This is a genomic window from Streptomyces griseoviridis, assembly GCF_005222485.1.
GTDB lineage: Bacteria > Actinomycetota > Actinomycetes > Streptomycetales > Streptomycetaceae > Streptomyces > Streptomyces hintoniae.
In genome coordinates, this window is sequence record NZ_CP029078.1 from 3892522 (window position 1) to 3919364 (window position 26843).

General features: G+C 72.9%; 23 protein-coding genes and 1 tRNA gene. 7 read left to right on the plus strand and 17 right to left on the minus strand.

All coding sequences use genetic code 11. The features are described 5' to 3' along the window. Window positions 1-124: 124 nt before the first annotated feature. Window positions 125-1075 (plus strand): GNAT family N-acetyltransferase, encoded by a 951-nt coding sequence (locus DDJ31_RS16355; RefSeq protein ID WP_127179548.1) that lies wholly within the window; start codon window positions 125-127, stop codon window positions 1073-1075. A gap of 91 nt (window positions 1076-1166) precedes the next feature. Next, the gene (locus DDJ31_RS16360) at window positions 1167-2366 is read left to right on the plus strand and encodes a serine hydrolase domain-containing protein (protein WP_127179547.1); all 1200 of its coding nucleotides are present in this window, start codon (window positions 1167-1169) and stop codon (window positions 2364-2366) included. On the opposite strand, the gene DDJ31_RS16365 is transcribed toward DDJ31_RS16360, so the two are convergent. Then, window positions 2353-3198: a DMT family transporter gene (locus tag DDJ31_RS16365; RefSeq protein WP_127179546.1), complete on the minus strand. Its 846-nt coding sequence runs from the start codon at window positions 3196-3198 to the stop codon at window positions 2353-2355. The genes DDJ31_RS16360 and DDJ31_RS16365 overlap by 14 nt on opposite strands. Beyond that, complete coding sequence (locus DDJ31_RS16370) at window positions 3195-3689, minus strand: YbaK/EbsC family protein (protein ID WP_127179545.1); 495 nt, start codon at window positions 3687-3689, stop codon at window positions 3195-3197. The genes DDJ31_RS16365 and DDJ31_RS16370 overlap by 4 nt, the downstream gene beginning before the upstream one ends. 211 nt (window positions 3690-3900) lie before the next feature. Between DDJ31_RS16370 and DDJ31_RS16375 the strand changes: the two genes are divergently transcribed. Continuing rightward, entirely contained in the window at window positions 3901-4671 is a 771-nt protein-coding gene (locus DDJ31_RS16375; protein WP_431027919.1) for a class I SAM-dependent DNA methyltransferase, read from the plus strand. Between the two features lie 174 nt (window positions 4672-4845). On the opposite strand, the gene DDJ31_RS16380 is transcribed toward DDJ31_RS16375, so the two are convergent. Together DDJ31_RS16380 and DDJ31_RS16385 are read right to left on the minus strand one after the other, a co-directional pair. Beyond that, on the minus strand, window positions 4846-7065 hold the full coding sequence (locus tag DDJ31_RS16380) for an MMPL family transporter (protein WP_127179544.1): 2220 nt from the start codon (window positions 7063-7065) through the stop codon (window positions 4846-4848). A 121-nt stretch (window positions 7066-7186) separates the two neighbouring features. Continuing rightward, on the minus strand, window positions 7187-7786 hold the full coding sequence (locus tag DDJ31_RS16385) for a TetR/AcrR family transcriptional regulator (protein ID WP_127179543.1): 600 nt from the start codon (window positions 7784-7786) through the stop codon (window positions 7187-7189). A gap of 183 nt (window positions 7787-7969) precedes the next feature. On the opposite strand from DDJ31_RS16385, the gene DDJ31_RS16390 reads away from it, so the two are divergent. After that, a complete protein-coding gene (locus DDJ31_RS16390; protein WP_127179542.1) occupies window positions 7970-11233 on the plus strand; it encodes a S41 family peptidase in 3264 nt (1087 codons plus the stop codon). Window positions 11234-11344: 111 nt separating this feature from the next. Here DDJ31_RS16390 and DDJ31_RS16395 read toward each other — a convergent pair whose 3' ends face one another. The 4 genes from DDJ31_RS16395 to DDJ31_RS16410 all read right to left on the minus strand — a co-directional run bounded on the left by DDJ31_RS16395 (window position 11345) and on the right by DDJ31_RS16410 (window position 15058). Next, complete coding sequence (locus DDJ31_RS16395; protein WP_206280685.1) at window positions 11345-11608, minus strand: hypothetical protein; 264 nt, start codon at window positions 11606-11608, stop codon at window positions 11345-11347. A gap of 92 nt (window positions 11609-11700) precedes the next feature. Beyond that, window positions 11701-12579: an SDR family oxidoreductase gene (locus DDJ31_RS16400; protein WP_127179541.1), complete on the minus strand. Its 879-nt coding sequence runs from the start codon at window positions 12577-12579 to the stop codon at window positions 11701-11703. Next, complete coding sequence (locus DDJ31_RS16405; RefSeq protein WP_127179540.1) at window positions 12576-13520, minus strand: alpha/beta fold hydrolase; 945 nt, start codon at window positions 13518-13520, stop codon at window positions 12576-12578. The genes DDJ31_RS16400 and DDJ31_RS16405 overlap by 4 nt, the downstream gene beginning before the upstream one ends. Next, a complete protein-coding gene (locus DDJ31_RS16410; protein WP_127179539.1) occupies window positions 13517-15058 on the minus strand; it encodes a flavin-containing monooxygenase in 1542 nt (513 codons plus the stop codon). Before DDJ31_RS16410 ends, DDJ31_RS16405 begins: the two co-directional genes overlap by 4 nt. 175 nt (window positions 15059-15233) lie before the next feature. Here DDJ31_RS16410 and DDJ31_RS16415 point away from each other — a divergent pair, with 175 nt between their 5' ends. Continuing rightward, entirely contained in the window at window positions 15234-15854 is a 621-nt protein-coding gene (locus DDJ31_RS16415) for a MerR family transcriptional regulator (protein WP_127182762.1), read from the plus strand. A 32-nt stretch (window positions 15855-15886) separates the two neighbouring features. On the opposite strand, the gene DDJ31_RS16420 is transcribed toward DDJ31_RS16415, so the two are convergent. Continuing rightward, window positions 15887-16711, minus strand: coding sequence for an exodeoxyribonuclease III (locus tag DDJ31_RS16420; protein ID WP_127182761.1), 825 nt, complete (start codon window positions 16709-16711; stop codon window positions 15887-15889). Between the two features lie 46 nt (window positions 16712-16757). Between DDJ31_RS16420 and DDJ31_RS16425 the strand changes: the two genes are divergently transcribed. Next, window positions 16758-17240 carry a GNAT family N-acetyltransferase gene (locus DDJ31_RS16425; RefSeq protein ID WP_127179538.1) on the plus strand — a complete coding sequence of 161 codons (483 nt, stop codon included), beginning with the start codon at window positions 16758-16760 and terminating at the stop codon, window positions 17238-17240. Between the two features lie 161 nt (window positions 17241-17401). Here the strand turns inward: DDJ31_RS16425 and DDJ31_RS16430 are convergent. From DDJ31_RS16430 to galU, 7 genes are all read right to left on the minus strand, one after another. Then, window positions 17402-17475, minus strand: a tRNA-Ala gene (locus DDJ31_RS16430). A 96-nt stretch (window positions 17476-17571) separates the two neighbouring features. Next, window positions 17572-18987: a gephyrin-like molybdotransferase receptor GlpR gene (locus tag DDJ31_RS16435; RefSeq protein WP_127179537.1), complete on the minus strand. Its 1416-nt coding sequence runs from the start codon at window positions 18985-18987 to the stop codon at window positions 17572-17574. 184 nt (window positions 18988-19171) lie between these two features. After that, complete coding sequence (locus DDJ31_RS16440) at window positions 19172-19819, minus strand: GNAT family N-acetyltransferase (RefSeq protein WP_171480833.1); 648 nt, start codon at window positions 19817-19819, stop codon at window positions 19172-19174. Window positions 19820-19839: 20 nt separating this feature from the next. Beyond that, complete coding sequence (locus tag DDJ31_RS16445; RefSeq protein WP_127179535.1) at window positions 19840-20355, minus strand: MogA/MoaB family molybdenum cofactor biosynthesis protein; 516 nt, start codon at window positions 20353-20355, stop codon at window positions 19840-19842. After that, window positions 20352-20831 carry a cyclic pyranopterin monophosphate synthase MoaC gene (gene moaC, locus DDJ31_RS16450; protein WP_127179534.1) on the minus strand — a complete coding sequence of 160 codons (480 nt, stop codon included), beginning with the start codon at window positions 20829-20831 and terminating at the stop codon, window positions 20352-20354. Before moaC ends, DDJ31_RS16445 begins: the two co-directional genes overlap by 4 nt. Before the next feature lie 105 nt (window positions 20832-20936). Then, window positions 20937-22259 carry a molybdotransferase-like divisome protein Glp gene (glp, locus tag DDJ31_RS16455; RefSeq protein ID WP_127179533.1) on the minus strand — a complete coding sequence of 441 codons (1323 nt, stop codon included), beginning with the start codon at window positions 22257-22259 and terminating at the stop codon, window positions 20937-20939. Window positions 22260-22263: 4 nt separating this feature from the next. Beyond that, complete coding sequence (gene galU / locus DDJ31_RS16460) at window positions 22264-23166, minus strand: UTP--glucose-1-phosphate uridylyltransferase GalU (RefSeq protein WP_127179532.1); 903 nt, start codon at window positions 23164-23166, stop codon at window positions 22264-22266. Window positions 23167-23322: 156 nt separating this feature from the next. Between galU and DDJ31_RS16465 the strand changes: the two genes are divergently transcribed. Next, window positions 23323-23883: a 5-formyltetrahydrofolate cyclo-ligase gene (locus tag DDJ31_RS16465; protein WP_240678191.1), complete on the plus strand. Its 561-nt coding sequence runs from the start codon at window positions 23323-23325 to the stop codon at window positions 23881-23883. A gap of 65 nt (window positions 23884-23948) precedes the next feature. On the opposite strand, the gene DDJ31_RS16470 is transcribed toward DDJ31_RS16465, so the two are convergent. Next, on the minus strand, window positions 23949-26801 hold the full coding sequence (locus DDJ31_RS16470) for a penicillin acylase family protein (protein WP_127179531.1): 2853 nt from the start codon (window positions 26799-26801) through the stop codon (window positions 23949-23951). Window positions 26802-26843: the final 42 nt, after the last annotated feature.

Sequence of the window (26843 nt, forward strand, 5' to 3'; positions counted from 1 at the left end):
GGGCGTCTTTCCTTGGACCACCAACGCACAACCAGTTACCGCGAGTTGTGGTGACCGGCTCAAGATCAATCATAGCCCATGCCGGTCGGTGCGGAACACCTCGCTGCGGGGCAGTCTTCCTCCCATGCGCCCCTCCTCCGCGTTCGTCCCGCCCCCCGGATACCGCGCCCGCCCGGCGGCGCCCGCCGACGCCGACGCGATCCACCACCTGGTGGCCGCCTGCGAGCGCACGGCGCACGGCGGCTCCCCGGCCGCGCCCGACGGCGTCGCCGCCCGGCTCGCCCTGCCCGGCGTCGATCCGGCGACGGACACGGTGCTCGTGCACGGGCCCGACGGCGCGCCCGCGGCCTGGGTCTGGGTGCGCGGGCGGCGGTGCGCGATCGACGTCCACCCGGACCACCGGGGGCGCGGGCTCGGCGGCGCGCTGCTCGCGTGGGCGGAGGCGCGGGCCAGGCGGGCGGGCGACGACCGGCTGGCGCAGACCGTCGCGGACGGCGACCCGGCGGCCGGGGCGCTGCTGCGGTCCGCCGGGTACGCCCCGCTGGCCACCGAATGGCTGCTGGAGATCGCGCTGCCGGTGCCCGGCGGGGTGCCGAGGCCGCCCGAGGGCGTCACGGTGCGGCCGTTCTCCGCGGGCGACGAGCGGGCGGCCCACCGGCTGACCGAGGACGCGTTCGACGAGTGGCAGCAGCGCAGGAAGCCCTACGCGGAGTGGGCCAAGCACTGCGTGGAGCGGCCGTCGTTCACGCCGTCGGCGTCGCCGCTGGCCTTCGACGGCGGCCGACTGGTGGGCGTGCTGCTGTCGTTGGACGATCCGGGGAGCGGGGAGGGGTATGTGGAGCGGCTCGCGGTGCGCCGGGACCAGCGGGGCCGCGGGCTGGCCCGGCTGCTGCTGATGACGGCGTTCCACGCCTTCGCGCTGCGGGGCAGGCGGGCCTGCACGCTCGGCACGCACACGGACACCGGCGCGCTGTCGCTGTACGAGCACCTCGGCATGACGGTCCGGCACAGCGCGACGGTCTACGGCAGGCCGTTGGCCGAGCGCGCGGACCCGGCGCAGGCAACGCGGGCGTAACGATCCCGTGGGCGCGCGGACACCCGGGAATCGCGGCATGCCGGGGGGTGTTGCGCCAGAGGCGGTGGACGAGTGGGAGGGACGTGGGGGCGTGGACGTGAACGGTGTGGTGGCCGGTGGTTTCGAGCCGGTCAGGGACGCGTTCGCGCGGAACTTCACGGCGCTCGGGGACCGGGGCGCGGCCGTCGCCGTCTACCGGGACGGGCACCGGGTCGTCGATCTGTGGGCCGGTACCAAGGACGTCGACGGGACGGCGCCCTGGGAGCACGGCACCGCGCAGATCGTGCGGTCGGCGACGAAGGGCGTGGCCGCGGCCGTCGTGCTGCTGCTGTCCCAGCGCGGGGAACTCGACCTGGACGCGCCGGTCGGCGTGTACTGGCCGGAGTTCAAGGCGGCGGGCAAGGAGCGGACGCGGGTGTGGCACCTGCTCGCGCACCGGGCCGGGGTGCCCGTCCTCGACCGGCCGCTGACCCTGGCCGAGGCGGCGGACCCGGCGCTCGGCGCGGAGGCGGTCGCGGCCCAGGCGCCCGCCTGGGAGCCCGGCACGGACCACGGCTACCACGCGCAGACCTTCAGCTGGCTGACCGGTGAGCTGGTGCGGCGCGTCACCGGCGGGCGGACGGTCGGTGAGCTGATCGCCGAGGAGATCGCGGGGCCGCTCGGCGCCGAACTGTGGCTGGGGCTGCCTGAGTCGCAGACGGCGCGGGTCGGCAGGGTGGGCCGGGTCGAGGCGCCCGAGCAGCCGGGCGGGCTGCGCACCCGCCCCAAGCGCGCGGTCTCGGAGGCGTACGCGGACCCGGCGTCCCTGACCCGGCGGGCGTTCGCCGCGATCACCCCGCTGCCCGACGAGAACGACCCCGGCTACCGGGCCGCCGCGCTGCCCGCGTCGAGCGGCATCGCCACGGCCGACGGGCTGGCGCGTTTCTACGCGTCGCTGATCGGTGAAGTGGACGGCGGGAGGCGGCTGTTCACACCGGAGACGGTGGCGGCGGCCCGTACCGAGCGCAGCGCGGGCCCGGACCGGGTCCTGGTGGTGGGCACCCGCTTCGGCCTCGGCTCCATGCTGCACTCACCGGCGTCCCCGCTGCTGTCCGCGGGCTCCTTCGGCCACCCGGGCAGGGGCGGCTCCCTGGGCTTCGCCGACCCGGAGTCGGGCATCGCCTTCGGCTATGTGACCAACGGCTTCCGCACGGGCGTGACGGCGGACCCGAGGGCGCAGGCGCTGGTACGGGCGCTGCGGCGGTCGCTGGAGGAGAACGGCCGGCCGGTCCCGCCGGCTATCCGGCTCTGAGCATCAGCCCTATCCCCGCCACCAGCAGCACGGCGGCGGCTATCCGCGGGGCGCCGAAGCGCTCCTTGAAGAAGATCGCGCCGATCGCGGCGCCGACGATGATCGAGGACTCGCGCAGCGCGGAGACGGGGGCGAGGTCGGCCCTGGTCTGGGCCCACAGGACCAGGCCATAGGCGAGCACCGAGAGGGCGGCGCCGAGCAGCCCGAGCCCCGCGTGGGGGCGCAGCACGGTGAGGATCTCGCCGCGCCATCTGAGGTAGGCGTAGACGGGGATGACGAGCCCTTCCAGGGCCATCAGCCAGGCGATGTAGCCGAGGGCGGTTCCGGAGGCGCGGACGCCGAGCCCGTCGACGACGGTGTACGCGGCGATGGTGACGCCGGTCGCCAACGCGGCGCCGATGGCCGCCCAGTTGGGCCGTGCGCCGCGCATGCCCCACATCGCGACGCCGGTCAGTCCGGCGCAGGACAGCGCGATCCCGGCCGCCGCCCAGCCGTCCGGCACCTCGTGCGCGAAGGCGGCGGCCAGCGCGGTGACGACCAGGGGCGCGGTGCCGCGCGCGATCGGGTAGGCCTGCCCGAAGTCACCGAGCTTGAACGACCGCATGAGCAGCAGGTAGTAGGCGACGTGGATGAGCCCGGAGACGATCAGGTACGGCCACGCGGCGGCCGCGGGGAACCCGGCGAACGGCGCCAACGCCAGACCGATCAGCAGCCCGCCGCCGGATATCAGGGTGAAGCCGACCACCTTGTCGGTGATCTGGTGGGCGATGGCGTTCCAGCTGGCGTGGGTGACGGCGGCCAGCAGTACGGCGGCGGCGACCAGCGGCGTCACGAGGTGCGCTCGCGCACGTCCACCAGTACGCCGCCGGCCTGCGCGATCAGTTCCTTCGGCTCGATCGGGAAGACGCTGTGGGGGGTGCCGGCGGCGGCCCACACCACGTCGTGCTCCAGGAGCGACCGGTCGGCGAGCACCCGGGTCCTGGTGGCGTGCCCGAAGGGCGGCACCCCGCCGATGGCGTACCCGGTGGCCTCCCGGACGACGTCGGCCTTGGGCCGGGTCACCTTCGCGGCGCCCAACTCGGCCCGCACCCGCTCGACGTCGACGCGGGAGGCGCCGTCCATGAGCACCAGTACGGGCACGCCGTCGGCGGCGAAGATCAGGGACTTGCAGATCTGGCTCAGCTCGCACCCGACGGCGGCGGCGGCCTCGGCGGCGGTCCTGGTGGCCTCGGGGAACCGCCGGACCCGCCCGATCAGCAGGTCGAGCCCCCGCTCCCGCAGGGCGTCGGCGAACCGGGGGTGAGCGTCATCGGAGGAGGTCATGAGCAGCACGCTAGCGCCGCCCGAGCCCGGAACGCGAGCAGGTTCGCGGCCACGGACAAGCCGCTGCCGCCGCGGCGGCTCCCGCGCCGGCGGGGTCCCGTCGGTCACCGCGGACGGCCGGGGCAGATCACCGGACCTGAGTGCGCGCGCCCGCCAGGCAGCCGCCAAAAGCGTTGGACAACCCCCTTCCCCGACCGCCACCCTTCCGCTCATGGACGTGACGCAGCAGCAGCTCTGGGATGTCGATGCCGCTCGTTCCTACGACACCCCGGGTACCGGCATGTTCGCGCCCGACGTGCTCGGGCCGACCGTCGAGCGGCTTGCCGAACTCGCGGCGGGCAAGGCCGCGTTGGAGTTCGCGATCGGGACCGGGCGGGTCGGGATTCCGCTGGCCGGGCGGGGGGTGCCGGTCACCGGGATCGAGCTGTCCGAGGCGATGGTGGCGCGGCTGCGCGAGAAGGCCGACGAGACGGCGCTGCCCGTGGTCATCGGGGACATGGCGACGACCGTCGTGCCGGGCACGTTCGGTCTCGTCTACCTCGTCTTCAACACCATCTCCAATCTGCAAACCCAGGACGAGCAGGTGGAGTGCTTCCGCAACGCGGCCCGGCATCTGGGGCCCGGCGGGCGGTTCGTGGTCGAGCTGTGGGTGCCCGAGCTGCGGAGGCTGCCGCCGGGGCAGTCGGCCACCGTCTGGCGGTCGGAGTCCGGTTACGTCGGGATGGACGTGTACGACGTCCTCGAACAGCGGGCCGTCTCCCACCACTCCCACTTCGACGCGGAGGAGGCGCACCGCACCGGCAGGACGGACGCCGTGCGGCTCGGGCTCAGTCCGCACCGCTACATCTGGCCGTCCGAGCTGGACCTCATGGGCAGGCTCGGGGGATTCGAGCTGGAGAGCAGGCACGCGGACTGGTCGGGTGCCCCCTTCACCGCCGACTCCCGTTCGCACGTCTCGGTCTACCGGCTTCCTCCCAGCTGACCCCGGCCGGCCCGCGGCTGCCCGGCCGCGCCGCGCCGCCGTCGCCCCGTGACGAGTCCGTCCGCCGTGCCCGGTGCACCACGAGGAAGCGGCCTCCCGGGCCGGGGGTGCGGTGTGCTCCACCACGCCCCGGTCCGGGAGGCCGCCGTCGGGTGCTCTCCCCCGTGCGGGCCGTTACGCCCGTGCGAGTTCCCGGTCGTCGTCCGTGCCGTTGCCGTCGCCGAGCGTCTTCAGGCCCTCGCCCTCGACGTCCACGTTGGGCAGCAGGCGGTCGAGCCACTTCGGGAGCCACCAGGCCCGCTTGCCGAGCAGGGCGAGGACGGCGGGGACGATCGCCATGCGGACCACGAACGCGTCGAAGAAGACGGCGATCGCGAGGCCGAAGCCGATCATCTTGATCATGGATTCGCTGGAGCCGATGAAGCCGGCGAAGACGGCCATCATGATGACGGCGGCGGCCGTGACCACCCGCGCGCCGTGCCGGAAGCCGGTGACGACGGCCTGGGCCGGCTTCTCGCCGTGGACGTACGCCTCGCGCATCCGGGTCACGAGGAACACCTCGTAGTCCATCGCGAGCCCGAAGACCACGCCGACCATGAAGATCGGCATCATCGACATGACGGGCCCGGTCTCCTCGACGCCCATCAGGCCGGACAGCCAGCCCCACTGGAAGACCGCGACCACCGCGCCGAGCGCCGCCATCACGGAGAGCAGGAAGCCGAGGGCCGCCTTCAGCGGGACCAGGATCGAGCGGAACACCACGATCAGCAGCAGGAAGGCGAGCCCGACGACGAGGATCAGATACGGGATCAGCGCGTCGTTCAGCTTCTGCGAGACGTCGATGTTCATCGCCGTCGAGCCGGTGACCAGCACCTTCGCGTCGGTCTCCGCGGTGATGGAGGCGCCCTTGTCGCGGATCGCGTGCACCAGGTTCTCGGTGGAGTGCGAGGACGGCTTGGAGTCGGGGACGACGGTGATCGTCGCGGTGTCGCCCGCCTTGTTGGCGGCGGCAGGGGTGACCGTGACGACGTCCTTCAGGCCCTTGATCTCGTCGCCGACCTTGGTGAAGGCGGCCTTGGGCGAGTCGCTGCCCTTGGCGTCGACGACGACGACCAGCGGCCCGTTGAATCCGGCGCCGAAGCCCTCGGAGAGCAGGTCGTAGGCGCGGCGCTGGGTGGTGGAGGTGGGCTGGGAGCCGTCGTCGGGCAGCCCCAGTTCGAGGGAGGTGGCGGGGACGGCGGCGGCGCCGAGGCCGACGACGCCGAGGAGCAGCACGGCGACCGGTCGGCGCACCACGAAGCGGGCCCAGCGGGTGCCCATGTTGGGCTTGCCCGACTCCCGGACCGCCGTGGCGCGTCGGCCGCCGAGGAACCTGCTCCGGTGCCCGGTCGGGCCGATCCTGCGGCCGGCGTAGCCGAGCAGCGCCGGGATCATGGTGAGGGCGATGAGGACGGCGATGGCGACGGTGCCCGCGGCGGCCACGCCCATCTTCGTCAGCATCGGGATGTTGACGACGGAGAGGCCGACCAGCGCGATCACGACGGTGAGTCCGGCGAAGACGACGGCGGAGCCCGCCGTGCCGACGGCGCGTCCGGCCGCTTCCTCGCGTCCGCGGCCCTCGGCGAGTTCGGCGCGGTAGCGGGAGACGATGAAGAGGGCGTAGTCGATGCCGACGGCGAGGCCGATCATCGTGGCGAGGGTGGAGGTGGTGGAGCCGAGGTCGAGGGCGCTGGCCAGCGCGGTGATCGACGCGACGCCGATGCCGACGCCGATGATCGCGGTGAGCAGCGGGAGCCCGGCGGCTATCAGGGAGCCGAAGGTGACGACGAGGACGACGGCGGCGATGGCGATGCCGATGACCTCGGTGGCGCCGGTCTCGGGGGTGGTCTGGAGGGCGTCACCGCCGATCTCCACGGTCAGGCCGGCGTCGCGGGCGTCCTGCGCGGCCGTTTCGAGGGCCTCGCGGGAGGAGTCGGACAGTTCCATGCCGGAGACGTCGTAGCGCACCGACGCGTAGGCGATGGTGCCGTCCTTGCTGACGGCGCCCGCCGTGAAGGGGTCGGCGACCGAGGAGACCTCGGAGCCGTCGGAGAGGTCGGTGACGGTCTTCTCGACGGTGTCCTTGTGGGCGGCGGCGGAGATCTTCTCGCCGTCGGGCGCCTTGAAGACGACCCGGGCGGTGGCGCCGTCGGCGCTGGTGCCGGGGAAGCGCTCGTCGAGGACGTCGAAGGCCTTCTGCGCCTCGGTGCCCGGGATGGAGAAGGAGGTGGAGCCCGCGGTGGGGGCGCTGGCCGCGCCGACGCCCGCGAGCGTCAGCAGGGCCACCCACAGGAGGGCGACGAAGTGCCGTCGCCTGAAGGCGAGACGGCCGAGTTTGTAGAGGAATGTGGCCACGCGGGCGTACTCCCGGTCAGGTCGTTGGTGGTGCGGGCAGGGGTGAGCGGCTCTGCGGGGAGGCAGGGCTGATCGTCCCGACGACGTGAGCGGAGACGTCAGGTGGTGAGGTGGGGATCGGTCAGGTGGTGGACGCGCCGAGGGCGGGGAGGACCACGGCGTCGATGTACGACAGCAGGAAGGCCTGTGTCGGGGGCATCTCGTCGATCAGGGTGCGGGCCGCGAAGCCGCCGATCATCATGTGGATCACGTAGTCGAGTGCCGGGTTGTCGGCACGGACCTCGCCGCGGTCGATGGCGCGGGCCAGGATTCTCCGGAACTCGTCGAGCTCCGGTTCGACGAGGTGGTCGCGGAACGCCCTGAGCAGGTCGGGGTTGCCGTGCACGGCCATGGCGAGACCCCGCATCAGCGCGGAGTTCTGCTCCATCTGGCAGTCGTCGGAGCGCAGGGTCAGGGCGTGCAGGTCGCCCTTGAGGGTGCCGGTGTCGATGTCGGAGAGGGCGCCCGGTTTGCTGTGCCTGACGGCCTTGACGACCAGCTCGGCCTTGCCGCCCCACTGGCGGTAGAGGGTGGCTTTGCTGGACCGGGTGCGGGCGGCGACGGCGTCCATGGTGAGGGCGTCGTAGCCGACCTCCCGAAGCAGGTCGAGCACGGCCTCGTACAGCTCGGCCTCGCGCTCGGGCGTGATTCGACTGCGACGCGCCGTTGCGACCTCAGTCATGCGACTCACCCTTCTCTCTCCTGCTCCGTACCGCCGTGTCGTACGTCATGAATGTAGCGCAGTGCCTATAGAAACGAAACCGTTTCGTACGTGTGCTGGGTCACGCGTGTCAGCGAGGCATAAGCGCCGGGCCCCGCCCGTCCACGACTTGCTGGGCCAGTCGCGCGGGAAAAACATGGGGAGGTGAGCTACCTGCGCCTTCCCCACCTCAGCGGCGACCTGCTGTGCTTCGTGGCCGAGGACGACCTCTGGCTGACCTCCCTCGACGACCCGCGCCGCGCCTGGCGGCTCACCGTCGACCGCACGAAGACCGGCGACCCCCGCCTCTCCCCCGACGGCCGCCACCTCGCCTACACGAGCTGGCGCAGCCTGGTGCCGGAGATCCACGTGATGCCGGTGGACGGCGGACCAGGACGCCAGCTCACCCACTGGGGATCGGCCGACACCCGGGTGTGCGGCTGGACCCCGGAGGGCGCGGTCCTCGCCGTCGCCTCGCACGGCGAGCCCTTCTCCTACTTCACCTGGGCCCACAAGGTCTGCCTCGACGGCGGCCCCGGCGGCCGGCTGCCCTGGGGCCCGGTCTCCGACATCCAGGTCGCCGACCTCGCGGGCGAGCGCCGCACCCTGCTGCTCACCGGCACCCCGCCGCACGAACCGGCCGCCTGGAAGCGCTACCGGGGCGGCGCCACCGGCCGCCTGTGGCTGCACGGCGAACGGCTGCTGCCCGACCTCGCCGGCCATCTGCACTCCCCGATGTTCGTCGGCGGCCGGATCGCGTTCCTCTCCGACCACGAGGGCGTCGGCAACCTCTACTCCTGCGCCCACGACGGCTCCGACCTGCGCCGCCACACCGACCACGACGCCTTCTACGCCCGGCACGCGGCGAGCGACGGCACCCGGGTGGTCTACCAGTGCGCGGGCGACCTCTGGCTGGTCGACGACCTGTCCGCCGGCGCACGGCCGCACCGGATCGACGTACGGCTGAGCGGCCCGCGGGCAGGCCGCCGCCCCTACCAGGTGCCGGCCGCGCAGCACGTGGACGGCATCTCGGTCGACGAGACCGGCCGGGCCAGCGCCGTCGTCGTCCGCGGCAGCCTGTACTGGCTCACCCACCGGGACGGCCCGGCCCGCACCATCAGCGACACCCCCGGCGTCCGGGTCAGGCTCCCGGCGATGCTCGGCCCGGTCGGCCAGATCGCCTATGTGACGGACGCGGAGGGCGAGGACGCCGTCGAGATCGCCCATCTGCCGCGCGCCTCGGGCGACCGGCCGCCGCGCCGGCTGGCCTCGGGCGAGCTGGGCCGGGTCCTGGAGATGGTCGCCGACCCGCTCGGCGAACGCCTCGCCGTCGCCGCGCACGACGGCAGGCTGCTGCTCCTCGACACCACCGAGAACCCCGAGGACCCGGCGGGCGGGCGGGTCACCGAGCTGATCCGCTCCGTCAACGGCCCGGTCCGCGACCTCGCCTTCTCCCCCGACGGCGGCTGGCTGACCTGGTCGCACCCGGGCATCGGCCGCTCCCTGCGCCAGATCAAGATGGCCCGGGTGCCGGGCCCCGGGCAGGCCGAGCGGCTGATCGTCGACGTCACCAACGGCCGCTTCGAGGACGAGAACCCGGTCTTCACCCGCGACGGCCGCTATCTCGCGTTCCTGTCCTGGCGCGGCTTCGACCCGGTCTACGACGTCCACACCGGCGACCTGTCGTTCCCGCTCGGCTGCCGCCCCTACCTGGTGCCGCTGTCGTCGGCGACCCCGTCGCCCTTCGCGCTCAGCCCGGAGGGCAGGCCGGCCGCGGGCGGCCTCGACCCGGTGGCGGACGACCCGGGCGCCGACGGCTCGGTGATCGTCGAGGTGGAGGGCCTGGAGAGCCGGGTCACCCCGTTCCCGGTCACCGCCTCCAAGTACTCGGCGCTCTGCCCGGTCGCGGGCGGCGGCCTGGTCTGGCTGCGCTGGCCGATCTCGGGCGCGCTCGGCGAGACGTTCGCCAACCCCGCCGACACCAGCGGCCGGCCCACCCTCGAACACTTCAGCATCAGCAAGGCGAAGAAGGCCGAACTCGTCGCCCACCTCGACTGGTTCGAGATCAGCGGCGACGGCAGCAGGCTCGTCGTGGTCGACGACGACGAACCGCGCGCCGTGCCCGCCACCGACATCGGCGACAGCGACACCACCGTCTGGATCGACCTGCGCCGCATCCTGCACCACGTCGACCCGCCCGCCGAGTGGCGCCAGTCCTACGAGGAGGCCGGGCGGATCATCCGCGCCTACTTCTGGGACCCCGGGATGTGCGGGATCGACTGGGACGCCGTCCTCGACCAGTACCGTCCGCTGGTCGAACGGGTCGCGTCGCCCGACGAGTTCGCCGACCTGCTGCGCGAGGTCCTCGGCGAACTCGGCACCTCGCACGCCTATGTCACCCCGGCCCGCCGCAACGAGGGCCCGCCGCACTACCAGCGCGCCCAGGGCCTGCTCGGCGCCGACTTCGTTCGCAGGGACGACGGCTGGGCTCTCGCGCGGATCCTGCCGGGCGAGTCCTCCGACTCCAAGGCGCGCTCCCCGCTGGCCGGCACCGGCATCCGGGAGGGCGCCGTCCTCACCCATGTCGACGGACGGCCGGTGGACCCGCTGACCGGACCCTTCCCGCTGCTGGCCGGCGCGGGCGCCACCACGGTGGAGCTGACGTTCGTCCCCGCCGAGGGCGGGACCCGGCTCGCCCGGCGGGTCGCGGTCGTCCCGCTGGTCGACGAACGGCCGCTGCGCTACCAGGACTGGGTGGCCAAACGCCGCGCGGTGGTACGGGAGTTGAGCGGCGGCCGGTGCGGCTATCTGCACATCCCCGACATGGGCGGCTCGGGCTGGGCGCAGTTCAACCGCGACCTGCGGATGGAGGTGTCGAGGCCCGCGCTGATCGTGGACGTGCGGGGCAACGCGGGCGGCCACATCAGCGAACTGGTCGTGGAGAAGCTGACCCGCACCATCCTGGGCTGGGACCTGACCCGCGACGCCCAGCCGGTCTCCTACGCCTCCAACGCGCCCCGGGGCCCGGTGGTGGCGCTCGCCGACGAGGCGACCTCCTCCGACGGCGACATGATCACGGCCGCCTTCAAGCTGCTGCAACTCGGCCCGGTGGTCGGTCAGCGCACCTGGGGCGGGGTGGTCGGCATGACCGGCAGACACCGGCTCGGCGACGGCTCCGTCATCACCGTCCCGATGAACGCGGCCTGGTTCGACGCCTACGGATGGGGCGTCGAGAACCACGGCGTCGCCCCCGACCTGGAGGCCCTGCGCACCCCGCTCGACTGGGCGGAGGGCCGGCACGCCCAGCTCGACGACGCGGTCGAACTGGCCCTGCGCCTGCTGGAGTTGTCCCCGCCCGCCACCCCGCCCGACCACTCGGCCACCCCGGACCGCTCCCGCCCCCCGCTCCCCCCACGCACGACGACCTGAGCGACGACCGGGACGGCCGTCGCCCTGCCGCTCGCCGGCGCCGGCCCCTGCGGGCACGGCGCGAGGGGCGCCCCTCGTCAGGGGCGCCCCTCGCGCTTCAGGACGGCGCCGTCAGGCGCCTGCGGCCCGCTCGGGCCGGCGGTCGCGGATCTGCTGCCCGTCGTCCTCGCGGTGCGGACGGCCGGACTCCCGGGCGTCCTGCCCCTGCCGCTGAGCCTGGCCCTGGCCCTGAGCCTGCCCCTGGCGCTGGGCCTGGCCCTGGCCCTGCTCCTGGTGCCGGGCGCGCTCCTGCGCCTCGTCCCCGCGCTGTCCGGTGCGCTCGGCCCGGTCCTTGAGCTCGTCGGCCTTCTGCTGGAACTGGTCCTTCATACCCATGTGGGTTCACTCCCGTGGTGAGGGGGGTCCGTGGCCCTCGGTGGGGCCTCGACCAGATTCACACGACCGCTCACCCTCCGCATCTCGACCCCTCACGGTGCGTGACGCGCCTCCTCGTCGGCCGCGCCGCCCGCGCCCACGAGCCCGACCCGCATCCCGTCGAGCCGCGCCCCGAACCGCCGCATCTCGCGCTGCCCGACGGTCCCGATGAGGCCGGGCAGGGCGCCGCGCACCCCCTGCATCCCGCGCAGCCACCACTGCCCGTAGACATGTGCGGCCCGCCGCTCGATGCCGTCCACCAGCCGGTCCACCGCGGGCCCCAGCGGGTACGTCTTGTTCGACGGCCACGGCAGCCGCTGCCTCAACTCCCGCATCACGTCGTCCTGGTCGGCGCCGCGCACCATGTCGGTGTCGGTCCACGACAGGTAACCGACGCCGACCCGCACGCCCTTGTGGCCGACCTCGGCGCGCAGGCTGTGCGCGTACGCCTCCACACCCGACTTGGAGGCGCAGTACGCGCTCATCATCGGGGCCGGGGTGAGCGCGGCGAGGGAGGCGATCTGGAGCAAGTAGCCGCGGCTCGCGACGAGATGCGGCAGGAAGGCGCGGCCGGTCACGGCCGAGCCGATGAGGTTGACCTCGATCACCCGGCGCCAGGCGTCCGGATCGGAGTCGACGAACGGACCGCCGGTCGCCACCCCGGCGTTGGCGACCACGAGGTCGATCTTCCCGAACCGCTCCTTGACCTCGCGGGCCACCCGCGTCATCGCCTCCTGGTCGGTGACGTCGGCGTACCAGTGGCCGCTGTCGCCGTGCAGCCGCCCGGCGACCTCCTTGAGGGCGTCCGGCTCGAGGCCGACCAGCGCCACCTTCGCGCCGCGCGCCGACAGCTTGCGGGCGAGCAGCTCACCGACCCCGCGCGCCGCGCCGGTGACCACGGCCACCTGTCCTTCGAGTCCGACCCTGCTCATGCGCCCTCCTTGATCGTCACGTCCGTGGAGCCTGTCGTGCGCGTGCCGTACCCGGTGACGAGTTCCCTGATCCGCGCGGTGACCACCTCGGGCGCCTCCACCGGGGTCATGTGGCCGACGCCGGTCAGCTCGGTGCCGCCCACGCAGACGGGCAGCGCGGCGATGAGCGAGCGGGCGTGCACCGGTGGGGTGAGCCGGTCGGCGGTGCCCACGACGACCGCCGTCGGCACCCGCAACTCGCCTATGTTGTGGTCGAGTTCGAGGGTGTCGAGCACCTTCGACCAGGCGTGCCGCACCCGGGTGGGGCAGCCGTGCACGATCCGTGCGCACGCCTCGACCATGTGCGGCGCGGCGCCCGGTCCCATCGTCCCGTAGCGCAGTATCCGGCGGGCCACCGGAGTGACCGGCCCGAGCGGGGCCCGCGAGCCGAGGATGCGCCGGGTCAGGCCGGTCCTGAGCGGTCCGGGGCGGAGCGGCACCACGGTCGACTCGGCGACCAGCCGCGAGGAACCGGTGCTGCACAGCAGGACGGCGGCCGCGTGCTCGCGGAACCCGGGGCGGGCGGCGGCGGCCAGGATGGTCATGCCGCCCATCGAGTGCCCGGCGATGACCGCCTTCTCACCGGGGGCGAGGGTGGCCGCGAGGACGGCTTCGAGGTCGTCGGCGAGGGCGTCGGTGGTGCAGGCGGGGCTCGCGGGGGTGCGTCCGTGGCCGCGCTGGTCGTAGGCGACGACGCGGTGGTCGGCGGCGAGATCGCGGATCTGCGCCGCCCAGAAGGCCGTCGAGCAGGTCCAGCCGTGCGAGAGGACGACGGCGGGCGCGTCATCCGGGCCGTGCACCTCGACGTGCAGCCGGGTGCCGTCGGCGGAGACCGCGGTGAGGGCGCGGGCCGGGACGGGCGGCGCGTAGGGGCCGGCGGCGACGTGGCCGGGCCTGCTCACGCGGACACCTCGCGCTTCTCGTCCAAGGGGGCCGCGGTGGCGGCCGCGGGCCGCAGCACCTCGTACTCGGCGAGGTCCACGCTCCGCGTCGCGCGCCGGAACTCGGTGGTGGTGCCCGGCCAGACGGTGGTGTTGCGGCCGTTCGCGTCGAGGTACCAGCTGGTGCAGCCGCCGGTGTTCCACACCGTGCGCTCCATCCGCCGCTGCACCCGCCGGTTCCAGGCGTGCACGGCGCTCGGCCGGGCGTCGAGGGCCACCCGGCCGCCGAGGACGTCGAGTTGGCGGACGTAGTCGGCGAGGTAGTTCAGCTGGGACTCGATCATGAGGATCATGGAGGAGTTGCCGAGGCCGGTGTTGGGCCCGATGACGGTCATCCAGTTGGGGAAGCCGGCGGCCGACGCCCCGCGCAGCGCCTCCATCCCGCCGCTCCACGCCTCAGCCAGGGTCCGGCCCCCGACCCCGACCACCCGCTGGGCGATGGGCATGTCGGTGACGTGGAAGCCGGTGCCGAAGATGATCGCGTCGACCTCGGCCTCGGTGCCGTCGGCGGCGACGACGGTCGACCCGCGCACCTCGGCGAGCCCGGCGGCGACGACGTCCACGTTGGGCCGGGCGAGCGCCGGATAGTAGGTGCTGGAGAGCAGGATGCGCTTGCAGCCGATCCGGTAGTCGGGGGTCAACGTGGCGCGCAGGGCGGGGTCCTTGATGGCGCGGGCCATGTTGCGCTTGGCCAACTGCTCGACGAAGCCCAGCTCGTCGGGGTGCTTGGTGAACGCCTGGACCTGCAACTCCCTGATGCCCCACAGCAGTCCGCGGCGCATCCGGCCGGTGACGGGCAGCGCCCGGTGCAGGGCGCGCTCGGCGCCCGTGATGCGCCGGTCGACCCGGGGCATCACCCAGGGCGGGGTGCGCTGGAAGAGGGTGAGCCGGGAGACGTCGGGCTGGATCGCCGGGACGATCTGGATGGCGGAGGCGCCGGTGCCGACCATGGCGACCCGCTTGCCGCGCAGGTCGTAGCCGTGGTCCCAGCGGGCCGAGTGGAAGACCTTGCCGGGGAAGGAGTCGAGCCCGGGGACGTCGGGGACCTTGGGGTCGGAGAGCGGGCCGGTGGCGGAGACGACGAGGTCGGCGGTGTAGCGGCCCGAGGTGGTCTCGATGTCCCAGCGCAGCCGCTCGGCGTCCCAGGTCATCAGCGTGACCTCGGCGCCGAAGCGCAGGTGCGGGCGGAGCCGGAAGACGTCGGTGACGTGCTCCAGGTAGGCGCGGATGTGCTCCTGCCCCGAGAAGGTGCGCGGCCACTGGGAGTGCGGCGCGAACGAGAACGAGTACAGGTGCGAGGGCACGTCGCAGGCGCACCCCGGATAGCTGTTGTCGCGCCAGGTGCCGCCGACGCTGTCGGCCCGCTCCAGGACGACGAAGTCGGTGACGCCCTCGCGCCGCAGCCGCACGGCGGCCCCGAGCCCGCCGAACCCGGATCCGATGACGGCCACCCTGACATGTTCGGTGCCGCGTTGTTCTTCCCGCTCCTGCTGGGCCATCCCGAAGCCTCCACGCATCGCATCGCCGCTGGGACTCTGCCAGTGAACACTGGCGCAATGGGAGCGTAGAGCAGCTCCCTACCGATGGGTAGGGGGCGGGGGAAGGAAAGTTACCGGCGGTACAACGTAAGGTGCCGACGTGGCAGAAGACGACGGAGGACGACGCGAGTACCGCATGGAGGAGCTGGCTAGGCTGGCCGGCATCACCGTGCGCACCCTGCGCTTCTACCGCGAACGCAAACTGATCCCGCCACCCCGCCGCGAAGGCCGCATCGCCTGGTACGACGACCACCACCTGGCCCGGCTGCGCACGATCGCGGCCCTGCTGGAGCGCGGCCACACCCTCAGCGGCATCGCCGAACTCGCCGACGCCCTCGACCACGGCAGGGACGTCGCCGACCTGATCGGCGTCGACTCCCCGACCGAGGAGGAGCCGGTCCGCCTCACCCCCGAGGAACTCGCCGCCCGCTTCGAGGGCGAGGTCACCCCGGAGAACCTGGCCGCCGCGATGGACCTCGGCTACCTGGGCACGGACGGCGACGAGATCGTCCACATCAGCCGACGGCTGCTCGACGTGTCGTCGGCCCTGGTCCGCGAGGGCATCCCGCTGGCGGACGTCCTGGCGGCGGGCGCCGAGGTCCGCCGCCACACGGAGTCCCTGGCCGACCTCTTCACCACCCTGATCCTGCGCCACGCGGCCAGGGAGGACCTGCACCGCCTGCGCCCGCTGGCCCGCAGCGTGGTGGAGGCGGAACTGAGCCTGGCCCTCGACCGCGAGGTGCGACGACGCGGCTAGCGCCGGCCCTGCCGCGTCCGCCCGCTACCGCTTCACCGCTCGTAGACGACGGTCACGGGCGCGTGGTCGGACCAGCGCTCGGCGTGCGTGGCCGCGCGCTCCACGACCGCCTTGACGGCGCCTTCCGCGAGCCCGGGGGTGGCGATCTGGTAGTCGATGCGCCAGCCGGCGTCGTTGTCGAAGGCCCGCCCCCGGTACGACCACCAGGAGTAGGGCCCCTCCCCGTCGGGGTGCAGCGCGCGGACGACGTCGACGTAGCCGCCGTCCTCCGCGTCGAGGACCCGGCCGAGCCACGCGCGCTCCTCGGGCAGGAACCCGGAGTTCTTCACGTTGCCGCGCCAGTTCTTGAGGTCGGCCTCCTGGTGGGCGATGTTCCAGTCGCCGCAGACGACCACCTCGCGCCCGTCGGCGGCGGCCCGCTCACGCAGCTCCTTCAGATAGGCGTGGAACTCGCCCATGAAGCGCAGCTTCTCGTCCTGCCGCTCGGTGCCGACCTCACCGGAGGGCAGATAGAGGGAGGCGACGGTGACACCGGGCAGGTCGGCCTCGACGTACCGTCCGCTCGCGTCGAACTCGTCCGACCCGAACCCGATCCGCACCCGGTCCGGCTCCCTGCGGGTGTAGAGGGAGACGCCCGCGCGCCCCTTCGCCGCGGCCGGGGCGTGCACGACGTGCCAGCCGTCGGGCTCCCGCACCCCCGCGGGCAGTTGCCCCGGTTCGGCCCGCACCTCCTGGAGGCAGAGCACGTCCGAGGAGGTCTCGGCGAGCCACTCCACGAAGCCCTTCTTCGCGGCGGCCCGCAGTCCGTTCACATTCACCGTGGTCACAGTCAGCACCCGGGCACGATACCGGCACACTGGACGAACCATCCGTCCACCTCCGCATAGAAGTACGATGCCCAGCATGAATATACGCCCGGTGCCGTTCGACCACCCCGACGCCGTGAAGCTGAACGACGAGGTCCAGGCCGAGTACCACGTCCGCTACGGCGACGGCGGTGACGCCACGATCCTGGCCGCCACCGACTTCGCGCCCCCGAACGGCGTCTACCTCATCGCCTACGACGCGTCCGGCTGCCCGGTCGCCACCGGCGGCTGGCGCTCCCAGGACGCCAACGCGGAGGGCAACCTCGACGGCGACGCCGAACTGAAGCGCATGTACGTCAGCGCCGGGATGCGCGGCCGGGGTCTGGCCCGCCGCATCCTGAGCGCCCTGGAGGACGACGCCCGCGCCGCCGGCCGGCTCCGGATGGTCCTGGAGACCGGCACCAAGCAGCCGGAGGCGATCGCCCTGTACACGTCCAGCGGCTACGAGCCCTGCGAGAAGTTCGGCTACTACCGCCACCACGAGTCGAGCCGCTGCTTCGCGAAGCCCCTGACCCGCTGAGCGCCCCCAGGCCGCCGACGAGCCGCCGCCCGGTCTCCCGCCCTGACGCACCCTCACCCGCGCGGGCGGGAGCACCGGGCACACAGCGAAGATCCCGCCCGATCTTCCGATCGGACGGGATCTCGTCAACTCCCCCGGATTTCTCCGGAGAGTTGTTGCGGTGGACCTGAGGGGATTCGAACCCCTGGCCCCCTCGATGCGAACGAGGTGCGCTACCGGACTGCGCCACAGGCCCTTGCAACGAGTGAAACTCTAGCACCCCGCCCAGCGTGCTTGGAAATCCGTTCCCGCCCGCACGACGGGCCGCGCCACAGGTGGGAGGGGCGAGCCGCTACTCGTTGGCCGCGCGCGGCCGGTCGCCGTCCTCGTACTGGTCGAACAGCGGGGTGCGGCCGCGCTCCCGGGCACGCCGCGCGGACGCCGCCCGCCGCGCGTCGCTGCGGTCACCGCCCTCGGCCTTCTCCTCGGCACCGTCCTCGGGCTCCCCGCCAGGCTCCTCGGCGTCGGCGTCCGCCTCCTGCTCGGGCGCGACGGCGCTGGAGCGCGCCGAACTCCACGCGTCGGGCGCCCCGAGGTCGACGTCCGCGGTGGCCCGCGGCGCCACCGGCGCGGTCACGTACGTCGGCAGCGGCACCGGCACCGGGTCCCAGCTGTCCCCGTGCCCCGGCCTGCGCTGCCGCTCCCGCTGCTGGTCGACCCACTCGGCGTGGTCGGTCTGCTCCACCAGCGCCCGCCGGTCGGCGGCCAGCGCCGAGAGCCCGGGATCGGTCTGCTGCTCTGGGGCATCCTCCGGCTCGTCGACGTCCGCCTCGACGACCGCGCGGCGGCGCGGCTGCCGCTGCCGCTCCCGCAGCCGCTGCGCCGCGGCCTCGGCCTGCCTGCGGTCCATCTGGTAGGCGAAGCGACGGCGCTCCTGCGAGCGCAGATGCGCGATGTACGTGCTGAGCAGCACGGCGGGCACGCCGGGCGCCCAGAGGAAGGCGAGCCCGCCGACGGCGGCGACGATCGCGCCGCAGGTGAAGGCGATGAAGAGCATCATGGTGGTCCGCCGGCGGCGCGCGAGCACCTTCACCCGCCGGGCGCGCGCGGCGGCGGCGTCGGCCGCGGGCGTGCGCCGGGCGGACCTGCCCGGGTGCGGGACGCCCGGGGCGGCCTGCGCCTGCGGGCCGGCCTGCGCGGCCGGTTGCGGCACCTGGTTCCCGGGATGCGCCGACGCCTGATCGGCGGTGGCAGCGGGCGCGTGGCCCGCGGCCGGTTCCGGCTCGGAGGCGTTGCCGCCGTGCTCACGGGACGCGTGCTCACGGGATGCGTGGTCGCGGGGAGCGTGCTCACGGGACGCGTGCTCACGGGACGCGTGGTCGCGCTGCGAGTGATCGCGCGCCGGGGGCGTACGCCCCGCCGTCTGCGCGCGCCCCTCGCCGCGGGACTCGCCCCGCGCGTCACCGCGCACCTCGGCGCGGACGCGCGGCGAGGCCGGGGGCATGGCGAAGGCCCGGACGTCCACCGCGTCGGTGGCGGCGTCCGGGTCGGACGTGTCGTGCTCCCCCTCGTCGGCGGAGCGCGCACGCAGGTCCTTGGCGTACCGGCGCTCCATCCCCGCCCGTCCGGACAGCAACCGGATGGCAGTGCTGAAGCGTTCCGTCGGACGGGCCTCGTTCAGCTCGTCCTGCCTACGGAGCCACATCGGCACCAAGTAGGCGGCCCAGGCCCCGACAATGACTGCGTAGATGAGGCCGCTGCTGCTCACGTCTCACACCGTAGAGGGGTTTGTGTGAGGCCATCCGCCAATTGAGCCGGTGTGTCGCACGATCTGGCTGATATTTCGAACTTTTTTTGTGATCGATGCGATCAGCAGCCCGCCGAGGTGACGAATTCAATGCCCCAGGGCGGTCGTCGGCCGGTCAATTTCGAACACTTATTCAATTAATTCGCTAGGTGGGATTGCCCGGGGTGTGGGGCGAGGTGTTCGGCGCGGAGTCCTGCGACGTCCGCCGGGAACGGGCCCGGTGCCAGCGGTTCAGCAGGCCGTCGGGGACCTCCTCCGCGGTGAGCGCGTACACCAGGTGGTCGCGCCAGGCGCCGTCGATGTGGAGATATCGGGGCCGCAGCCCCTCCTCCCGGAATCCGAGTTTCTCCACCACCCGGCGGCTCGGCCGGTTCTCGGGGCGAATGCAGACCTCGATGCGGTGCAGTCCGACGGTTCGGAAACAGTGGTCGACGACGAGCGCCACGGACGCCGGCATCACCCCGCGTCCGGCGACCGACTCGTCCACCCAGTAGCCGACGTGCCCCGAGCACATGGAGCCCCAGGTGATCCCGGCGACGGTCAACTGCCCGACCAGGCGCCCCTGGTACTCGATGACGAACGGCAGCATCCGGCCGGCGTTCGCCTCGGAGCGCAGGTGCCTGACCATCTGACGGTAGGTCGGCCGGTGGGCGATCGGCCCGCTGGGGGTGGGCGGCGGGATCGTCGCCTCCCAGGGGCGCAGCCAGTCGCGGTTGCGCCGGTTGACCTCGCGCCAGGGGCGCTGGTCGCGCAGCTTTATCGGCCGCAGGACGAGGTCGCCGTCCGCGAGCACGACCGGCCAGGACGGGCTGTTCAGCTCGCACCCCCACGGATGGCGCCGGGTCTCGGGTGGTCGCCGCCGCGGAGCTGGTCCACGGCGTGCAGCAGCAGGGGCTCCAGGACGGCGAGACCGTCCTTCACCCCGCCGGTGGATCCTGGCAGGTTGACGATCAGGGTGCGGCCCGCGACTCCGGCGAGACCGCGGGAGAGCGCCGCGGTGGGCACCTTCTCGCGTCCGTACGCCCTGATCGCCTCGGGGATGCCGGGCACCTCGTAGTCGACGACCCGGCGGGTGGCCTCCGGCGTGCGGTCGGTGGGCGAGACGCCGGTGCCGCCGGTGGTGACGACGACGTCGTACCCGGCGTGCGCGCCGGCGCGCAGCTCGGCCTCCACGGGGTCGCCGTCGGCGACGACCCGGGGCCCGTCGACGGTGAACCCGAGTCCTTCGAGTCCCGCGGCGACGAGCGGCCCGCCCCTGTCCTCGTAGACGCCGGCCGCGGCCCGGTTGGAGGCGGTCACGACCAGCGCGCGGTAGGGCGCGGCGCTCATGCCCTGCTCCAGTCGCCCGACGCGCCGCCCGTCTTCTCCTCGACGCGCACGTCGGTGACGACCGCCGCCTTGTCGACCGCCTTGACCATGTCGATCACGGTGAGCGCGGCGACGGAGACCGCGGTGAGCGCCTCCATCTCGACGCCGGTGCGGTCGGTGGTCCTGACGGTGGCGAGGATCTCCACGGCGTCGTCGGCGACCGAGAGGTCCACCGTCACGCCGGAGACCGACAGCGGGTGGCAGAGCGGGATCAGCTCGGGGGTGCGTTTGGCGCCCATGATGCCCGCGATGCGCGCGGTGGCGAGCGCGTCGCCCTTGGGGACGCCGTCACCGCGCAGCAGTTCGATCACCCGGGGTGAGACGAGCACCCGGCCGCTGGCACGGGCGGTGCGCGCGGTCACGTCCTTCCCGGATACGTCGACCATGCGGGCGGCCCCGGCGGCGTCGATGTGGGTCAGTCGGTCCTGCGTGCTCATGACGTGTGGCGCTCCCGGTCCTGGCCTGTTGTGCGCGACACGGTACCGCCAACTCGGCGCGCGCACCGGACCAGGACCGGCCGACCGGCGTCGCGCGCGCGGGGCTCAGCCGAGCAGGACCACCTCGACCTCGGTGCCCGGCTCCACGGACTCCACGTCCTCGGGGACGACGATCAGCGCGTCGGCCTGCGCGAGGGCCGCGACCAGGTGCGATCCGGCGCCACCGACGGGGCGTACGGAGCCGTCGGAGACGGTGGCGCGCAGGAACTGCCTGCGGCCCGCGGGCGAGGTGAGCGCCTTGTCGGCGACGAGGCGCGCGCGGGTTCTCGGGCGGTGGACGTCGTCGAGCCCCATCAGGGTGCGGATCGCGGGGCGCACGAACAGCTCGAAGGAGACGTAGGAGGAGACCGGGTTGCCCGGCAGGGCGAGCAGCGGGGTGTGGTCGGGGCCGATGGTGCCGAAGCCCTGGGGCTTGCCCGGCTGCATGGCGAGCTTGCGGAACTCGACGCCGCTGCCGGGTTCGTCCTCGTCGCCGACGTGCGACAGCGCCTCCTTGACGACGTCGTAGGCGCCGACGCTCACCCCGCCGGTGGTCACCATGAGGTCGGCGCGCACGAGTTGGTCCTCGATGGTGGAGCGGAGCGTCTCGGCGTCGTCGGGGACGGCGCCGACCCGGTAGGCGATGGCGCCGGCGTCACGGGCGCAGGCGGTGAGGGCGAAGCTGTTGGAGTCGTAGATCTGGCCGTCGGCGAGCGCCTCGTCGGGCTGGACCAGTTCGCTGCCGGTGGACAGCACGACCACGCGCGGGCGCGGGCGGACCTTGACGGTGCCGCGGCCGATCGCGGCGAGCAGCGCGATCTGCGGCGGGCCGAGGACCGTGCCGGCGTCGAGGGCGCGGTCGCCTGAGCGTGCGTCGCCGCCCCGCGCGCGGATGTGCGCGCCCGCCTCGGCCGCCCGGTGCACCTGCACCTGCCCCTGGGCGCCCTCGGGGACGAGGCTGTGGGCCGGCATCCCGGTGACGGGTCCCTCGCCGAGCCCTCCGTCGGTCCACTCCACGGGGACGACGGCCTCGGCGCCGGGCGGCATCGGGGCGCCGGTCATGATGCGCGCGGCCTGCCCGGGGCCGACCCGCAGGGAGGAGGCGAGGCCGGCCGCGATGTCCCCGACGACCTCGAGGACGGCGGGGAACTCCTCGCTCGCGCCCGCGACGTCGGCGACCCGTACCGCGTACCCGTCCATCGAGCTGTTGTCGAACGGCGGCAGCGAGACCGCCACCGTGATGTCCTCGACGAGGACGCAGCCCTGGGCGTCGAGGAGGTTCAGCTCGATGGGTTCGAGGGGGCGGACCGTGGCGAGGACGTCCTCCAGGTGCTCCTCCACCGACCACAGGTGGTCCGGGTCGGCGGGGCGGGGCGCGGCGCTGCTCAACTCGCTACATCTCCTCGGCTACGTAACTGCGGAGCCAGGTCCGGAAGTCCGGTCCCAGGTCTTCACGTTCGCACGCGAGTCTGACAATGGCACGCAGATAGTCGCCGCGGTCGCCGGTGTCATAGCGGCGGCCGGTGAAGACGACGCCGTGCACGGGTCCGCCGACCTTCTCGTCCTGGGCGAGCTGCTGGAGGGCGTCGGTGAGCTGGATCTCGCCGCCGCGGCCGGGCTCGGTGGTGCGCAGTATGTCGAAGACGTGCGGGTCGAGGACGTAGCGGCCGATGATCGCGTAGTTCGAGGGCGCGTCGGCGGGTTCGGGCTTCTCGACCATCCCGGTCACCTTGACGACGTCGCCGTCCTCGGTGCGCTCGACGGCGGCGCAGCCGTAGAGGTGGATCTGCTCGGGCGCGACCTCCATGAGGGCGATGACGCTGCCGCCGTGCCGCTCCTGGACCTCGACCATGCGGGCGAGCAGCGGGTCGCGGGGGTCGATCAGGTCGTCGCCGAGCAGGACGGCGAAGGGCTCGTGGCCGACGTGCGGGGCGGCGCACAGCACGGCGTGGCCGAGCCCCTTGGGGTCGCCCTGGCGCACGTAGTGCATGGTGGCGAGGTCGCTGGACTCCTGGACCTTGGCGAGCCTGCTCGCGTCGCCCTTCTTCTGAAGGGCCGACTCCAGCTCGTAGTTGCGGTCGAAGTGGTCCTCCAGGGGGCGCTTGTTGCGTCCCGTGATCATCAGGACGTCGTCGAGCCCCGCCGACACGGCCTCCTCGACCACGTACTGGATCGCCGGCTTGTCGACGACCGGCAGCATCTCCTTGGGCGTGGCCTTGGTGGCCGGCAGGAACCGGGTGCCGAGGCCGGCCGCGGGGATGACAGCCTTGCTGATCCTGGGGTGGGACTGAGTCATGTCCGCAACCTTATCCGGTGCCTTGAGAGGGAATCTGAGGCTCCGGTTATTTTGCTCTCATATGAGCGCAGAGGAGAGGAAGCGGTGGGAACAGTGCCTGACCAGGGTTCAGGGGACGAGCCTGACAAGCGATTGTTGCGACGAGGACTCCTCGCGGTGAGAAGCAGGTTGACGGCCGATGACGTGCGCGAGGCCGCGACCGCGCTGGCCGCGCGGGCGCTCGCGCTGCCCGAACTGGCCGCCGCGCGCACGGTGGCCGCGTATGTCTCCGTCGGGAGCGAACCGGGCACCCTCACGCTCCTGGACGCGCTGCGCGCGCGGGGCGTGCGGGTCCTGCTGCCCGCGCTGCTGCCCGACAACGACCTCGACTGGGGCCTCTACACCGGCGAGGGCTCCCTCGCGCGGGTGCGGCACGACGGCCGGCTCTCCCTGTTCGAACCGGCCGGCGACCGGCTCGGCCCCGACGCGGTCACCGAGGCCGACGTCGTGCTGCTGCCGGGGCTCGCGGTGGACGGGCGCGGGATGCGGCTGGGGCGCGGCGGCGGCTCCTACGACCGCGTCCTGGCCCGCCTGGAGCGCGCGGGCGCCCGTCCCGCGCTGCTGGTGCTGCTGTACGGCCCCGAGGTCGTCGAGCACGTCCCCGAGGAGGCCCACGACCGGCCCGTGCAGGCGGTGGTGACGCCGGAGGGCGTGCGCAGGTTCCCGCCGAGCCCCTGAGACGCCGTGAGGGCCCTCCACGCGCGCGTGGAGGGCCCTTAAAGGGTGGTGCGTGCCTCAGAGGGTCACGGCTTGAGCACCAGCGTGTCGCTCGTGCCCTTGTCGACCGCCGCGCCCGAGAACGACCACGGCAGCAGCTCGCCGTCGGCCCACTTGTCGGTCTGGTCGGTGTAGTGCGCGCTGTAGGCGTGCCCGGAGGCGCCGGTGAGGTTGATCCACTTCGACTTGTCGAGGTCGCCGAGGTTGACGACCATGCGCATCGACGGCACCCACACCACCCCGTAGCCGCCGGCCGCGTTCCAGCCGCTGGCGTTGACGGTCGCCTCGCCGCCGCTGAGCTTCCAGGGGCCGCGGTTGAGGACGTACTTGAGGAGACTCGGGCCCTCGGTGCCGAGGGTCTGGTTCTTCAGGAACAGCCGGTGCAGCCGGCCCCAGCTCCAGGTGTCGATGTCCTTGCCGAGCTTGGCGGTCAGCTCCCAGCGGGCGTCGGTCATGGCGCGCGCGAACAGCTCGTCACGGTTGTCGGCCTTGGGCCGGGTGCCGGACTTCGGCGTCGTCCACCAGCCGCTGTCCTCGTCGTTCATGAGGGTGCGCACCACCTCGAACCAGCGGTCGCCGCCGTCGGGCTGGGCCTGCTCGGCGTCGCGCTGGCCGCACTCGCGGACCTTCTCGGTGGGGTCGACGGGCCCGGTCGTGTTGACCGGGTCGACCCACAGGCACTGGCCCTTGACCCGCAGCTCCTTGGGCAGCTTGTTGCCGAAGGCGAGCTTGACGATGTTGCGCCAGACGGCGTTGAAGTACGCGGCCGCCGCCGAGTCGGCGTCCTGGGTGTAGTCCCAGCCCTCCAGGAGCTCCTGCGCCTGCCTGACGTCCTTGTCCTTGACGTCGAGCTTCAGCAGCTTGGGCACGAGCAGCTTGGCGATCTCGCTGCTGTTGTCGAGCTGCATCTGGCGCATGTCGTCGGTGGAGATCTTGCCGTCGCCCTTGATCTTGGACTCGATCAGGTCGGTGATCCGCTGGCTGCGGGTGCCGTAGCCCCAGTCCGTGGTGAGCGTGTACGGGTAGGAGTCCTCGTCGACGACGGCCTGGTTGGCGGTGACGATGTAGCCGCGCGCGGGGTCGTACTCGTAGGGCAGTTCGTCCTGCGCGATGTAGCCGGTCCAGCGGTACTTCGAGTCCCAGCCGGGCGCGGGCAGCGAACCGTCGTCGCCGTCCGCGCGGGTGGGGATCTTCCCGGGCAGCGTGTAGCCGATGTGGCCCTTGGTGTCGGCGTAGATCAGGTTCTGCGACGGCACGTCGAACAGGGCGGCGGCGCCGCGGAACTCCGTCCAGTCCTTCGCCTTGTCGATGGCGAAGACGGCGTCCATGGAGGTGCCGGGCTGGAGCGCGGTCCAGCGCAGCGCGATGCCGTAGCCGTCACCGCGGTCGGGCGCGTCGGAGCCGACGGTGGCCTTCTTGCCGACCTTGACGAGTTCGTCGTCGCGGTCGGAGAGCAGCGGGCCGTTGTTGGTCTCGCGGACGACGATCTTCTTGGCGGCGCCGCCCGCGACCTTGATGGTCTCGTCGCGGGTGGTGAACGGCTTCACCTTGTCGTCGTAGAGGTAGCCCTCGCCGCTGAACTTCTCCAGGTACAGGTCGCTGACGTCGACCCCGGAGTTGGTCATGCCCCAGGCGATGTTCTGGTTGTGCCCGATGATCACACCGGGCATCCCGGCAAACGTGTAGCCGCTGACGTCGTACTGGCACGAGCTGGAGACCGACCGGCAGTGCAGGCCCATCTGGTACCAGACGGACGGCAGCGAGGCCGACAGGTGCGGGTCGTTGGCCAGCAGCGGCTTGCCGGTGATGGTGTGCTTCCCGGAGACGACCCAGGAGTTGGAGCCGATGCCCTGGCCGTTCACCCCGACGGCGGTGGGAAGGTCGTCCAGGACGTTGTAGAGGCCGGAGAGCTGGCTCTCCAGGGCCGAGGTCCCGGCGGACACCGTCGAGCCCTGGGCGACCCCGCCGGCGGTGCCGGACGTTCCCGTCCCGGTTCCGGTCCCTGTTCCCGTCCCGGTCCCTGTTCCCGTGCCGGTTCCGGTCCCCGTGCCGGTCCCGGTTCCGGTCCCCACGGCGGTGTTGGTGGTGCCGCTCTGCTGGAACGTCTTGGTCAGCTCGTCGTACTGGCCCTCCTGGACGATCGCCTTGTTGCGGCCGTAGGGATAGTCCGGGTAGAGGTCCTTGATCTGCTTCGGGCCGAGCCTGCTGGTCATCAGGGCGCGGTCGATCTCGTCCTGCATGTTGCCGCGCAGGTCCCAGGCCATCGCCTTCAGCCAGGCGACGGAGTCGACCGGCGTCCACTTCTGGGGCTTGTAGTCGTTGGTGAGACCCAGGGCGGCGTACTCCAGGGAGATGTCCTTGCCGTCCTTGCCGCCGAGGTAGGCGTTGACCCCCTCGGCGTACGCCTGGAGGTTCTTCTTCGTGGCGGCCGACAGCTTGGTGTCGTACTCCTTCTGCGCCACCCGGTCCCAGCCCAGGGTGCGCAGGAACTCGTCGTTCTTGACCTGGCCCTTGCCGAACATCTCCGACAGGCGCCCGGCGGTCATGTGCCGGCGCACGTCCATCTCGTAGAACCGGTCCTGGGCCTGCACATAGCCCTGCGCCATGAACAGGTCGGCGTCCGACGAGGCGTAGATCTGCGGGATGCCGTAGCCGTCCCGCTTGACGTCGACGGGTCCTGACAGACCGTCGAGCGTGAGGCTGCCCTTCGTCTGCGGGAACGACGCGCGGACGGTGCTGACGGACCAGTACCCCCCGTACGCGACGCCTCCGACGATGGCCAGCACCAGGACGAGGACGAACAGACGGCCCTTGCGCCCCTTCTTCCTGCCGGACTTGCCGGGCTGCTGACCCGTTGAGGCGGTGGTGTTGGGGGGCATCGCTGTCCTTGCTGTCCTAACGCGAGCGGCAGGCGGGCTGAG